This window comes from Sarcina sp. DSM 11001 (assembly GCF_900101015.1).
Taxonomy (GTDB): Bacteria; Bacillota; Clostridia; order Lachnospirales; family Lachnospiraceae; genus CAG-791.
In genome coordinates this window covers 107050-120015 of record NZ_FNFZ01000010.1, presented here as the reverse complement: position 1 = coordinate 120015, position 12966 = coordinate 107050, and the positions used below count along the sequence as shown (strand labels likewise).

Here is a 12966-nt window from a genome sequence, read left to right as displayed (position 1 = left end):
TCGTCACAAATCCTCAAGTCCCGGCATGACATAAACGGTCATGAACCCCTGCTCCGGCTGGACATCCAGGATACACTCCGGAATAGCCGGCAGGAGAAGGTCTTTTCTGCCTTCCCGCTCAACCGCGTATACGTCATTGGCCCCCGTCTCGATGACTTCCTTCAGAGTTCCGATCTCATTCCCGTCCTCAGTCCGGACGGACAGACCGATCAGGTCCGCCACATAATACTCCCCTTCTTCAAGGGGGATCGCGTCTTTTCTCTCCACAAGCAGGGGACACCCTCTGAGCTTCTCGACATCTTCGATCCGGTTCATCCCTTCAAAACCCAGGATCACAAATTTCTTAAAAAATTTAACACTGCGGATCTTCAGACGCCGCTCCTGTCCGGGCATCTGCAGGATCACTTCTTTCAGATCCAGAAACCGCGCAGGATCCTCCGTAGTGGGGAAGACCTTTACCTCGCCTCTGAGGCCATGCGTTCCTGTGATCACTCCCGTCTGAAACCTGTCTGTCACTATACTTCACCCCGTATGATGATGTTGGCGCATTCCACAAATGTCCCGCGGATGCACAATGAATGTACAACAAATAAACCGCAAATGCACTTCCAGGGGACAAATGTGCCGCTGCCGGATCCCGGATCCGTCTGCAGCGGTACATACAGATGCAGGGCAATGAAAAGGCGGCGTTTCCGCCGCCTCATAAAGCTTTCACCTGTTCTCAATCGATGTCAACATCGATCCGGTAATCTTCCTGAGCAGAAGCGGCCTTGACAACAGACCTGATCGCTCTTGCGATCCTTCCCTGTCTGCCAATCACCTTTCCCATATCCGAAGGTGCCACATGCAGCTGTACCCGGATGTTCCTGCCCTCTATTTTTTCGGTCACGATGACTTCATCGGGATAGTCGACAAGTGCTTTCGCAATCACTTCAACCAATTCTTTCATAGACAATCCTTCCGGTTGTCAGGCACACGGCAATTATTTAATGCCCGCCTGCTTGAAAAGTTTTTTGACCACAGTCGTGGGCTGCGCGCCATTGCCGAGCCACTTCTTTGCAGCTTCCACATCGATATCAACCGTGCCGGGATCCGTGTTGGGATTGTAGTGACCGATGGTGTCGATCGCTCTGCCGTCCCTGGGAGTAGAGGCATCAGCCACGACGATCCTGTAAAGCGGAACCTTCTTTTCTCCGATTCTTGTAAGTCTGATTTTAACAGCCATGATATCATTCCTCCTCTTTTATACGCATCGGTCATGCCGTGCTTTTTAAATTAATAAATGAATAAACTAATAAATGAATAAACTGAAAATCACAAAATGTCAGGTCACAAAAAATATCAGATCACAAAATGAATGAAGCAGTCAAAACGGGAAGCCGCCTCTTCTGCGTCCCATATTTCCCTGCGGCATACCTCCTCCGAACATGCCTGCCAGAGGATTCCTGCCTCTGCGCTTTCCGGACATGCCGCCCATCTGCTTCATCATTTTCTGCATCTGTGTAAACTGCTTGATGAAGCGGTTCACCGTAGCCACATCGCAGCCGGAACCCTTGGCGATCCTGAACTTTCTCTGTGGGCTGAGTATCTTTGGATTGGCCCGTTCCTGCGGAGTCATGCTCAGGATGATCGCCTCGGTCTGTTTGAGCTGCTTTTCATCCACGGCATCCTCGATCATATCGCGGTTCATTCCCAGTCCCGGGAGCATAGACAGGATGCTGCTCATGCCGCCCATCTTGCGCATCTGCTTCAGACTCTCAAGATAGTCGTTAAAGTCGAACCTGCCCTTGCGGACACGGCCTGCCATGTCACGGCTCTTCTCCTCGTCCTCCTTGTCCAGGGCAGCCTGTGCCTTGTCGATCAGAGTGAGGACATCTCCCATTCCAAGGATCCTGCCCGCCATCCGGTCCGGATAAAACTGTTCAAGGTCGGACAGCTTCTCTCCCATACCGACATACAGGATCGGCTTTCCGGTGACAGCCTTGATCGAGAGCGCCGCGCCGCCGCGGGTATCACCGTCCATCTTCGTCAGGATCACTCCATCGACGCCCACCTTCTCATCGAAGGTCTTGGCGACATTGACGGCTTCCTGACCGGTCATGGCGTCCACGACCAGCACAGTATGGTGAACGGTAACAGCCTCTTTGATGTCCGAGAGCTCCTTCATCATCGATTCATCGATCTGCAGACGTCCTGCCGTATCCAGAATGATGACGGTCTCGCCGTTGGCCGCCGCATGCTCCATTGCCGCCTTCGCGATCTCCGCCGGCTTTTTACCCTGTCCCATGGAGAAGACATCGACGCCCTGTTTCTGAGCATTGACCTCGAGCTGCTTAATAGCTGCCGGACGGTAGATATCCAGCGCTACCAGCAGGGGTTTGCGGCCTGTGGACTTGAATTTGCCAGCGAGCTTTGCTGCCGTCGTGGTTTTACCTGCGCCCTGAAGGCCCGCCATCATGATCACTGTGGCGCTTCCTCCCGGCTCAAGACTGATCTGGGTCGTCTCCGAACCCATCAGTTCGGTCATCTCCTCATTGACGATCTTGATGACCATCTGGGCGGGATTCAGTCCGTTCATGACATCAGCGCCGACAGCCCTCTCCTGCACAGTGGCGACAAACTTCTTGACTACCTTGAAGTTTACGTCCGCCTCCAGGAGAGCCATCTTGACCTCCTTCATAGCGGTCTTGACATCGCCCTCTGTCAGCTTTCCCTTCCCGCTCAGGTTTCGGAACACCTGATTCAGTTTGTCTGTCAGACTCTCAAAAGCCATGATTTAATCCAGATCCTTTCTGATTCTCTCCGCGATCCCGCGGACCCGGACCGCCAGCTCCTCCCTGGTGTCTGCCTGATCTGCGGCTTCAGCGAGCAGGTCTGCCGCCTCCCGCAGGTTTCTGAATCTCCTGATCATACCCAGGCGGGTCTCGTATTTCTGCATCAACGAAGTTGTGCGCCGCACGAGATCATGCACCGCCTGACGGCTGATCCCCTCATTTTCAGCGATCTCATTAAAAGAGAGATTGTCATAGACCGCCTGCTCATAGATTTTCTGCTGATGAGAAGTCAGGAGCTGCCCGTAAAAGTCATACAGCAGTCCCTGTTCTACGATTTTTTCCATATCACATTACAGCCTGCCGTTCACAGGGATTCCGGGACAAAACATTTGATCCACAGTTTTTTATCACACCCGGCTATTTTACATAGGAAAGCATGGGTTGTCAAGCAAAAATTCTTGACTCCAGGCAAAAATATTTCAGCAAAAATATTTCAGCGGAAATTTTTCACCTTCAATAAAAAGTATTTCAAAGAGTATTTCAGCTGTCTGCTTCAGTATCTTTTTCGGGTTCTGTTTCAGTGTCTGGCTCCGAGTCTTTCCCGGCTTCTGTTTCAGTGTCTGGCTCCTTGTCTTTCCCGGCTTCTGTTTCAGTGTCTTTTCCGCTGTCTGTTTCCGCGCCATCCATGATCTCTTTAACAGCTTCCGTGTTTTCGATTCTGGCATAAAGGACAGCGTCTCCGGGAACTCCCTCCATATGCCCCTCCAGACTGTATTCCCAGAAAAGAAAGCTGTAGGGAAAACTGGCGATCTCATCGTGCTCGATGAGCCATCTGGGGTAGTCCTTCAGTCCCTTGAGGTCAAACTGCGCGGCAAAGGTAAAGAGGTCTCCGCCGATTACCGGCACTCCCCCTTCCTTTTTTACTGCGTCACAAAGGGAACGGATCGTTCTTGTCCACTCCTCCCGCTTTTCCTTTTCCACAGGCACATCCCTCTCAGCCCGCAGCCGCAGAAGTATCGGGAGATCCTCAAAAAATTCCTTCTGATCCTGTAAAGATCCTTCAGTAGTAACAGCTTCTCTGCATTCCCTGATCGTGTCCCTCACAGCCTGCGACACGCCAGCGACCATTTCATCGCGGACAGGTTCTGAAATCTCAAAACACAGACCGGTCTTTATCTCCTTTTCAAAGGCCTCTTTCCAGTTCCTGTCCAGCTGTTCATCCCTGGCGAGTCCGTTCCCTACAACATTTCCAGCTGCCAGCATGATCTCCTCGATACCACTGTCAGCGAAACGTTCCCAGTCGATCTTCCCGTTGGCAACAGAGAGAACCACACCGCAGGAGATGTCCAGCTCATCATACACCGCAGACACGACACGTCTTCCGCTCCTTTCCAGGGCTCCGTAAGGAAGAGGATTTCTTTCGACGTCGTCGATCATGGGATAAAAATAATACCTTCCTCCCTTGACGACTACGATGGTTTTACTATCATAAAAGATCTCCCGCAGCATCTGGGTCGTGCTCCTGCCGGATTCCAGACTGGACTGGATCTGCAGAAGGATCGATCTGCGCTCCTTCTCCTCAGCCTCCTCGCGGATACTGTCGATCTGTCTGGCAGTATAAAACTTTCTCATCCCGGCCATCCCTCTTCCGCTCACTCCAAAAAAAGTGATCAGGGCAAAGAGCAGCGACGCGATGGTGAGACAGCACAAAAAAATGATATTCACAAGATACAGCGTGTGCGGGTGACTCCTGTGTTCCTTGTCATTTTTATTCGTGTGGTTCAGATTGGCATTCATATCTCTTCTCCCGTTCCCTGTCTCCCCGGTCCGCTCTATTCATTATTTTCCTGTCAGCTCCTGGTCTTCACGAATCTGGGTTTGTAGCCGTTTTTCTCAAGAACAGAAATGATCTCATTCTTGTGGTCAGTGCCGAACGCCTCGAGAGTGATGCGCAGTTCAACTGCCGCATTGCGGTTGATGGAGATAAACTGGTTGTGCTCCAGTTTGATGACATTTCCGTTGGCCTGGGCGATAATGCCGGAAACGCGGTGGAGTTCCCCGGGCTTGTCAGGCAGAAGGACGGAAACGGTAAAGATCCTGTCTCTAAGGATGAGGCCCTGCTGGACCACGGAAGACATGGTGATGACATCCATGTTTCCTCCGCTGAGAACACAGGCTACCTTCTTATTTCTGCAGTCCAGATGACGGAGGGCAGCGACAGACAAAAGCCCTGAATTTTCCACGACCATTTTGTGGTTTTCGACCATATCCAGAAAAGCTGTCACCAGCTCCTGGTCCGGTACGGTGATGATGCCGCTCAGGTTTTTCTGCAGCCAGGGAAAAATCCTGCTGCCCGGCGTCTTGACGGCAGTGCCGTCCGCAATGGTATTAACAGCGGGAAGTGTGACGACTTTGCCGGCCTCAAAAGAAGCTTTCAGGCAGGCCGCTCCCTCCGGTTCGACTCCGATCACTTTAATGCCGGGCTTAAGGTAGCCGGCCAGGACACTGACTCCGGTCGCCAGTCCTCCTCCTCCGACCGGAACAAGGATGATGTCAACGAGGGGGAGGTCCCTCATGATCTCCATGGCGATCGTTCCCTGACCGGTCGCCACATCCGGATCGTCGAAGGGATGGATAAAGGTGTATCCATTTTCCCGGGCGAGCTTGTCCGCCCAGGCTGCCGCATCATCATAGACATCCCCGTGCAGGATGACTTCAGCCCCCAGTGCCTTGGTCCTGTTTACCTTGATCAGGGGAGTCGTCGTGGGCATCACGATCACAGCCTTTGCGCCGCACTCGCGCGCCGCATAAGCTACACCCTGGGCATGGTTGCCGGCGGATGCAGTGATCAGCCCCCTCGCCCGCTCTTCAGCGGACAGAGTGCTGATCTTGTAGTAGGCTCCTCTCACCTTGTAGGCACCGGTTCTCTGCATATTTTCGGGCTTCAGATAAACCTTTCCGCCCGTAATCTCACTGAAATAATCCGAATAGATCAGCTTCGTATCCAAAGTCACCCGGCTGACGGCGTCGCATGCCTCCTCGAATCTGGCCAGTGTGAGCACATCTTCTCTTTCTGTCTTCATATTCTGCTCTCCATTTCCTATAATCAGCAGTTCGCAATCAGCAGTCCGGCCGTCTGCGGTAAGGCATTGTAACTAAATTACTTGCTAATATCTGCAGGTCTATTCTTCCGATCGCTTTGTCAACAAATACTTTGTCAAAGCCCCGCCGATGTGATCAGTAAAACAGCGCATCCACATACTCATCCGGATTGAAGCGCTGCAGGTCCTCGATCTTTTCCCCGACGCCAATAAACTTGACAGGTACCCCCACCTCGGCCTGGACTGCGATCGCGATACCGCCCTTGGCCGTGCCGTCCATCTTGGTCAGGACAATACCGGTCAGGTTGGTCACAGAAGCAAACTCTCTGGCCTGGGAGACCGCGTTCTGTCCCGTCGCGGCATCCAGAACCACCCAGTTCTCCCTGTAGCACTCCGGAAATTCACGGGTGATGATCCTGTCGATCTTGGAAAGCTCGTTCATCAGGTTCTTTTTATTATGGAGACGTCCTGCTGTATCGCACAGGAGAATGTCGATCTTACGGGCTTTTGCCGCCTGGACGGCATCGTAGACGACGCTGGCGGGGTCAGACCCCTCCGCGGCGCTGATAATGTCGACACCGGCGCGCCTTGCCCACTCTGTCAGCTGTTCATTGGCCGCTGCCCTGAAGGTATCCGCGGAAGCGATCAGGACTCTCTTGCCCTGTTTTTTATAATTGGCGGCAAGCTTCCCGATCGAAGTCGTCTTTCCGACTCCGTTGACCCCGATCACGAGGACAACAGCGGGTCCCTTTTCAAAATCATAGGCGTCTTTGCCCTGTTTCATGCGGTTGCGGATTCCCAGGATCAGTTCCTGCCGGCAGTCTGCCGCATATTTGATACGCTCCTCGCGCACTTCCTCCCGCAGATGATCGAGAAGCTCCTCCGTGGTCTTGACCCCGATGTCGCCCATGATCATCGTCTCTTCGAGTTCATCATAGAAATCCTCAGTCACTTTTTCATAAGTGTTGAAGATCTGGTCCATGCTGTCGGTAAAGCTCTCCCTGGTCTTTCTGAGGCCTTCCTTCAGTCTGTCAAAAAATCCCATCTTTATTCCTCCTTGAGGGTAAACCGGGGGTTACTATTGGACCAGAGGACGGATCGGGAAGCCGTCCCCGGACCATGTCAGGAAATATCCTTATCTTCGATCAGATCCACGCTGACCATGGAGGATACTCCTTTTTCCTGCATCGTGATGCCATACAGGCGGTCCGCCTGTTCCATCGTGCCGCGCCGGTGAGTGATTACGATAAACTGTGTCTGTGCAGTGAGATTGTGGAGATACTGGGCAAAGCGTCCCACATTGCTCTCGTCCAGAGCCGCTTCGATCTCGTCCAGCAGGCAGAAGGGAGATGGCTTCAGGCTCTGGATCGCAAACAAAAGGGAGATCGCGGTCAGAGCCTTCTCCCCTCCGGACAGCTGCATCATATTCTGCAGTTTTTTCCCAGGAGGCTGGGCGATCACGCGAACGCCCGCTTCCAGAATATCCACATCCTCCATCAGCTCGAGCCGGCCCTGGCCTCCTCCGAAAAGCTCTTTGAAGACCTTGTCAAAAGCGGCCTGGATGTCCGCAAACTGCTCTTTGAACTGTCTGCGCATTCCTTCCTCCAGGTCCCGGACGATCTTTTCCAGGGAGACCGCTGCTTCTTTCAGGTCGTCGTACTGCCCTTTGAGGAAAGAATAGCGCTCCATCACTTCCCTGTACTCTTCTATGGCGCTCACATTCACATTTCCCAGGGCTTTGATCCGGCTTCTGTACTGGGTGATCTCTTTTTTCATCTTTGCCAGATCTGTGAGGCTGTCGTCCCGCATGGATGCCGCGTCTGAAGGTGTGATCTCATATTCCTCCCACATGTAGGCAGCTTTCTGTTCCACTGCTTCTTCCAGCCTTTCACGGCGGGAGGACAGGCGTATGCATTCCCTGTCGAGGCCGGAGATCACCTCCATGGTGCTCTCCCTCTCCCGGGCTGTATCCTCCTGCTGTTCCCGGAGGGCTTCACTCTGCCTTCGCAGATCCCGGAGTACTTCTTCATCAGAGCTGCGGACACCCTCGGATTCTTCGGATTCCTTTTCCAGTTCTTTGATCCGGGCTTTCTTTTCTTCTATGCCGCTGCGGTCGCTTCGGGCACTCTCGAGGATCAGGCTGAGCTGGCCTCTGAAATTCCCCAGTTCTCTGCGGATACGTTCCGCGTTCTGCTGTATGAAGCCCAGTTCCTGGCCGGTCCTGCTTTTTTCCAGTTCCAGGGCGGACAGACGGCCGGCATCTCCCTCTTCATCTTTGAGGCGTTCGGTCAGCCTCTCCTGCACAGAGGCGGCTTCTGTATTGAGTTTTTCCTCGAGAAGTACACTCGCCTCGAGCTCTTCCTGCGCTTTTGCCTGCGACGCAGCCGTGGCTGCAGTCCTCTCCCTGAGGGAACGCAGCTCCTGCCGCAGAGATTCCACATTTCCAGCCGCCTCTTCAAGCTTCTGTACTTCCTGCTGGATGCGGACGCGGAGTGTATTCTGCCTGATGAACAGTTCCTGCAGGGCCCGCTTGTTGTCATCGAGCTTTCTTCTGAGGATATTGCGGCTCTCCTTGGTGTCCTCGATCACCTTTTCCAGCCGTTCGACCTCTCTGCGAAACTGTTCTGTGCTCGTTGAAAGCTCCTGCAGCTCCCTCTTTCTGCCCAGAAGGCTGCTTGTGTTTTTATAGGTGCCGCCGCTGATCGCGCCCCCGGGCGCGAACAGCTCTCCTTCCAGGGTCACCATACGGATCCCGTGTCCTGACCGTTTCGAAGCCGCAACAGCGTGGTCAAAGGTATCAACGATCACCGTCCGTCCCAGGAGGGATGCGGCCACGTCCCTGCAGCCTTCCGCCGCAGTGACCAGCGTGTCCGCGGTGCCGATGACGCCAGGCTCCCGGAGCACCGCACTGCCGGAAAGGGTCCTTGCGTTCCGGATCCCGGACAGCGGCAGGAAAGTAGCTCTGCCGGCTCTCTCCCTCTTGAGGATCTCGATCATCCGTCTGGCTGTGTCTTCATCCCTGGTGACAATATTCTGGATGCTGCCCCCCAGGGCGACCTCTATCGCCGTCTCGTATTTTTTATCTGTCGTCAGCAGATCCGCCACAGATCCGATGATCCCCGGCTCCCTCTGCTTCTCTTTCATCACTCGCCGGACACTTCCGCCATATCCCTCATATCGTTCCGCGAGATTAGTCAGGGCATCCAGCCTGGATTTTTCCTGATGCCAGGAGAACTGGGCGCGCTGAAGCATGGCATCTGAATCGCCCAGCGTCGTCTTGTGCGCCGCGATCTGTTCCTCGATCTCTTTCTGACCGTCCTGCAGACTCCGGATCTCCCCGGAAGCCTCACGGAACTGGTCTTTGAGAGAAAGGATCTCATCATCGGTCTGTTTTTGTTCACCGCTGACCTGGGAGAGTTCTTTTTCGACTTCGGCCAGCCGGTCACCCTCCTGGGACTGGAGGGTCTTCAGACTGGCAAGTCTGGACCTGATGTTGGCACGGCGGTCCATTTCCTCCAGGACGCCCTGCCTTTTTATCTCAAGCTGCTCACGGAGACTGCGGACATCTTCCGAAGAAGACTGCAAAGCCTCCTTTGCGGCCTCATAATCCGCCCCGATCCGTGAAAAGGCTTCCTCCGCCCCGCGGATCTTTTCCGCAAATTCCGTCTCCTGGACTTCTCTGGCGGAAATATCCTTTTTTAGGATCTCCTCCTGTTCTGAAAGCCTGTGCGAGCGCTGGACAGCGGAGCTGATCTGTTCCTGGAGAACCTTGATGTCCCCCTCGATCCGGCCCCGGACAATGCTCGCGTCGGTGATCCTGCTCCGCAGGGATTCTATCTTTGCGTCCAGATCCCTTCTCTGGTCCTGCAGCCCCTCGGCCCTGACGCGGAGCGCCTCACTGCGTATGTTCGCGTCAGAGAGGTCCTGCCGCGCAGTCGTTTCCTGTGAAGTGATCTCCTGCAGCTGCTGTGTATTTTTCCCGTTTTCGATCAGAAAGGCATTGATATCGAGACGCTTGAGTTCCTCCCTCTGCTTCAGGTAGATCTTTGCCTTTTCCTGCTGTTTCTCCAGGGTGGGGATCTGTTTTTCCAGTTCACCCAGAATATCCGTGACACGGACCAGGTTTTCTTTTTCGCTCTCCAGGCGCCGGAGCGTCATCTCCTTCCTGTGCTTGTATTTGACGATACCGGCCGCTTCATCAAAAAGAGCCCTGCGGTCCTGCGGTTTGTCGCTCAGGATCCTGTCGATCTGGCCCTGACCGATGATGGAGTAGCCCTCCTTGCCGATCCCGGTGTCATAAAACAGTTCGTTGATCTCCCGAAGGCGGCAGACCGTCCCGTTGAGCAGGTATTCGCTCTCCCCGCTGCGATAGATCCGTCTGGCTACAGTGACCTCGCGGTAATCGATGGGAAGGGCTCCGTCCGCATTGTCCAGCGTAATGGCAACATAAGCAAAGCCAAGCGGCCTGCGTGCCTGTGTCCCTGCAAAAATGACATCCTGCATGGAAGACCCGCGCAGCTGCTTGACTCTCTGCTCCCCCAGGACCCAGCGGACAGCGTCTGCGACATTACTCTTGCCGCTCCCGTTCGGCCCTACGATCCCGGTGATCCCGTTATGAAATTCAAATCTGATCTTATTGGCAAAGGATTTAAATCCCTGTATTTCAATACTCTTTAAAAACAACTCTGTCCCCGATACTGTAGACGAATAACGTTTCACCCACCTGTTTTCCAAACGGTGTATTTAGTGCTTTGCCCGTTTTCCAAACGGTAAATTCAGTGTTGTGCCATAGATCCGCTCCTCGGGCGGGGCCTCAGCGCAGCGTAGGCAGCCTGCTGTTCAGCGGCCTTCTTGGACCGGCCTTCGCCTACGCCGGCCTCCTGACCGTCCAGTAAGACAGCGACCCTGAACAGTCTGCAGTGTCCCGGTCCGCTCTCTTCCAAAACCTCATAACGGATCTCCTGGCCCTCCTGCTGGGCCCGCTCCTGGAGGATCGATTTGGCATCATAAAACAGCTGCTTGTCCTCGAGATCTGAGAGGATATAGGTCATGATAAAGCGGCGGGGTTCTTCTATACCTCCGCTGTCCAGATACAGGGCTCCGATCAGGGCCTCCATGACATCGGATATGATCGAATCCTTTTCCCTGCCTCCGCTGGCTTCTTCTCCTTTTCCAAGGCGGATGAACGATCCCAGTGACAGATCTCTGGCACAATAAGCCAGGGCTGGCTCACATACAAGAGAGGCGCGCAGCTTGGTGAGCTCCCCCTCTTTTTTCTCCGGATAAGTACGGAAAAGAAAGTCACTGGATATCATTTCCAGTACTGCGTCGCCAAGAAATTCGATCCTCTCGTAATCCCTGAATGTCTGGATCTTTTGTTCATTCGCAAAAGAAGTATGTGTCAGTGCACATTCCAGCAGATACCTGTCCTTGAATCTGTACCCGATCTTTTCTTCAAGCACTTTGCGCGATGCCTCTATCATAAATGTCTTAAGTATCCTCCTGTATAAGGCTGTTTAAGGGTTTATAATGTGTCCTGATGCCTTAACCGATATGATGCCCGGCCTGTCCGCAGACAGGCCGGGCTCAGCTGTCACAGGTTGCCCTGCACGGTGATTTTTAAGCATCGATAGCGTTCTTGATCAGCTCAAGAGCCTGGCCCACCGTAGTAACGTTGGAGGCGACGTCCTGATCCACTGTGACGTCAAATTCCTCTTCGATTCCCATGATGATCTGCGCGACATCGAGAGAATCAGCACCCAGATCATCCACAAATGTGGTATCCGGTGTGATTTCCTCAGCATCGACGCCGAGTACATCCACAATGATCGAAACCAGTTTTTCAAACTCCATATCCATACTTTCCCTCCCTTTATGTTGATGAATCAGAAACTGCCTTTTTCTTCCTGAGCTGTACTATCCTGAGCTGTACTTTCCAGAGCCGGATCTTTCAGAGCTTTTTCTTTCTGAGCGCCAAGTCCCATCTGGGCTACGAACTGTCCGTTGATATCCTTTTTCTTAAACTGAATGCACTGTTCGATCGCGTTTCTGATCTCCACTGCCTCGGAATTGCCATGGGTCTTGACCACCAGACCGCGCAGGCCCAGCATAGGCGCTCCGCCATAGCTTGTGATGTTGAATTCCTTTAACAGCCCCTTGAGAGCCGGTTTGATCAGCAGGGCTCCGATTTTGGAGGGGATGGTGGACATCAGTGCGGCTTTGATCTTTTTAAGGAGCATTGTGGCAAGTCCTTCATAGAGCTTGAGGATAACATTGCCCACAAACGCGTCGCACACGACAACATCCGCAGCGCCCTCGGGGATCTCCCTGGCTTCTATATTGCCGATAAAATTGATTCCCTCACACGCCTTGAGAAGAGGAAAGACTTCTTTTACAAGTGCATTTCCCTTTTCTTCCTCCGCGCCTATATTGACAAGGGCCACTCTCGGGTTTTCGATCCCTGTCATGTTTTTCATGTAAATAGAGCCCATCTGGGCAAACTGGACCAGCTGGGAGGCACGGGCATCTACATTCGCACCGCAGTCTACCAAAAGGACCGGCCCCTTCGCTGTGGGAAGAAGAGGAGCCAGAGGCGGCCTCTCGATCCCGCGGATCCTTCCGACCAGAAGCTGTCCGCCTGCAAGGGTCGCGCCGGTGCTGCCCGCTGTTACAAAGGCATCGCAGGTGCCCTCTTTGACGAGCCGAAGCCCCTTTACAATAGAAGAATCCTTCTTTTTACGAATCGCATTGACCGGTGATTCGGCCATTTCGATCACTTCCCTGGCATCCAGGATCTCCAGCCTGTCTTCAGGATACTGATATTTTTCCAGCTCAGCACGGATAACTTCCTCCTTGCCGACCAGAGTCATATGAAGGATCTTCCTTTTTTCCAGCGCTTCAACAGCTGCCTTGACCGGCTCTGCGGGCGCCAGGTCACCACCCATTGCATCCAAAGCTACTCTGATATATTTTTTGCTCATTTTTACCCTTTTTTATTCAACCTTTTTTCTGAGACTATTCACTTAATCTGAGACTGTTCACTTAAGCGGTTTTACTAAGCCTGTTTATCAAACCTTTTTTACAAAAGCTGC

The 12966-nt window shown here is 53.4% G+C and carries 12 protein-coding genes; all 12 read right to left on the bottom strand.

The window, feature by feature from the left end:
• Positions 1–3: 3 nt before the first annotated feature.
• On the bottom strand, positions 4–516 hold the full coding sequence (gene rimM, locus BLT02_RS07145) for a ribosome maturation factor RimM (RefSeq protein WP_092992988.1): 513 nt from the start codon (positions 514–516) through the stop codon (positions 4–6).
• Positions 517–721: 205 nt separating this feature from the next.
• Complete coding sequence (locus BLT02_RS07135; protein ID WP_092992984.1) at positions 722–949, bottom strand: KH domain-containing protein; 228 nt, start codon at positions 947–949, stop codon at positions 722–724.
• Between the two features lie 33 nt (positions 950–982).
• Positions 983–1225 carry a 30S ribosomal protein S16 gene (gene rpsP, locus BLT02_RS07130; RefSeq protein ID WP_092992982.1) on the bottom strand — a complete coding sequence of 81 codons (243 nt, stop codon included), beginning with the start codon at positions 1223–1225 and terminating at the stop codon, positions 983–985.
• A 141-nt stretch (positions 1226–1366) separates the two neighbouring features.
• A complete protein-coding gene (ffh, locus tag BLT02_RS07125; protein WP_092992980.1) occupies positions 1367–2773 on the bottom strand; it encodes a signal recognition particle protein in 1407 nt (468 codons plus the stop codon).
• 3 nt (positions 2774–2776) lie between these two features.
• Entirely contained in the window at positions 2777–3118 is a 342-nt protein-coding gene (ylxM, locus tag BLT02_RS07120; RefSeq protein ID WP_092992978.1) for a YlxM family DNA-binding protein, read from the bottom strand.
• Positions 3119–3314: 196 nt separating this feature from the next.
• A complete protein-coding gene (locus BLT02_RS07115; protein WP_092992976.1) occupies positions 3315–4571 on the bottom strand; it encodes a glycoside hydrolase family 25 domain-containing protein in 1257 nt (418 codons plus the stop codon).
• Positions 4572–4624: 53 nt separating this feature from the next.
• On the bottom strand, positions 4625–5857 hold the full coding sequence (gene ilvA / locus BLT02_RS07110; RefSeq protein ID WP_242869728.1) for a threonine ammonia-lyase: 1233 nt from the start codon (positions 5855–5857) through the stop codon (positions 4625–4627).
• 154 nt (positions 5858–6011) lie between these two features.
• A complete protein-coding gene (gene ftsY, locus BLT02_RS07105; RefSeq protein ID WP_092992974.1) occupies positions 6012–6920 on the bottom strand; it encodes a signal recognition particle-docking protein FtsY in 909 nt (302 codons plus the stop codon).
• A 77-nt stretch (positions 6921–6997) separates the two neighbouring features.
• Entirely contained in the window at positions 6998–10594 is a 3597-nt protein-coding gene (smc, locus tag BLT02_RS07100) for a chromosome segregation protein SMC (protein ID WP_242869727.1), read from the bottom strand.
• 56 nt (positions 10595–10650) lie between these two features.
• Positions 10651–11358, bottom strand: coding sequence for a ribonuclease III (rnc, locus tag BLT02_RS07095; RefSeq protein ID WP_092992970.1), 708 nt, complete (start codon positions 11356–11358; stop codon positions 10651–10653).
• Between the two features lie 136 nt (positions 11359–11494).
• Positions 11495–11728 (bottom strand): acyl carrier protein, encoded by a 234-nt coding sequence (acpP, locus tag BLT02_RS07090; RefSeq protein WP_092993043.1) that lies wholly within the window; start codon positions 11726–11728, stop codon positions 11495–11497.
• 32 nt (positions 11729–11760) lie between these two features.
• On the bottom strand, positions 11761–12855 hold the full coding sequence (plsX, locus tag BLT02_RS07085) for a phosphate acyltransferase PlsX (RefSeq protein ID WP_092992968.1): 1095 nt from the start codon (positions 12853–12855) through the stop codon (positions 11761–11763).
• Between the last annotated feature and the right edge of the window lie 111 nt (positions 12856–12966).

Excerpts from the sequence above, each read along its gene's own strand:
- ffh (WP_092992980.1), bottom strand. The coding sequence starts at position 2,773 with ATGGCTTTTGAGAGTCTGACAGACAAACTGAATCAGGTGTTCCGAAAC.
- BLT02_RS07115 (WP_092992976.1), bottom strand. The coding sequence starts at position 4,571 with ATGAATGCCAATCTGAACCACACGAATAAAAATGACAAGGAACACAGG.
- plsX (WP_092992968.1), bottom strand. The coding sequence starts at position 12,855 with ATGAGCAAAAAATATATCAGAGTAGCTTTGGATGCAATGGGTGGTGAC.
- ylxM (WP_092992978.1), bottom strand. The coding sequence starts at position 3,118 with ATGGAAAAAATCGTAGAACAGGGACTGCTGTATGACTTTTACGGGCAG.
- rnc (WP_092992970.1), bottom strand. The coding sequence starts at position 11,358 with ATGATAGAGGCATCGCGCAAAGTGCTTGAAGAAAAGATCGGGTACAGA.
- ilvA (WP_242869728.1), bottom strand. The coding sequence starts at position 5,857 with ATGAAGACAGAAAGAGAAGATGTGCTCACACTGGCCAGATTCGAGGAG.
- acpP (WP_092993043.1), bottom strand. The coding sequence starts at position 11,728 with ATGGAGTTTGAAAAACTGGTTTCGATCATTGTGGATGTACTCGGCGTC.
- BLT02_RS07135 (WP_092992984.1), bottom strand. The coding sequence starts at position 949 with ATGAAAGAATTGGTTGAAGTGATTGCGAAAGCACTTGTCGACTATCCC.
- ftsY (WP_092992974.1), bottom strand. The coding sequence starts at position 6,920 with ATGGGATTTTTTGACAGACTGAAGGAAGGCCTCAGAAAGACCAGGGAG.
- rpsP (WP_092992982.1), bottom strand. The coding sequence starts at position 1,225 with ATGGCTGTTAAAATCAGACTTACAAGAATCGGAGAAAAGAAGGTTCCG.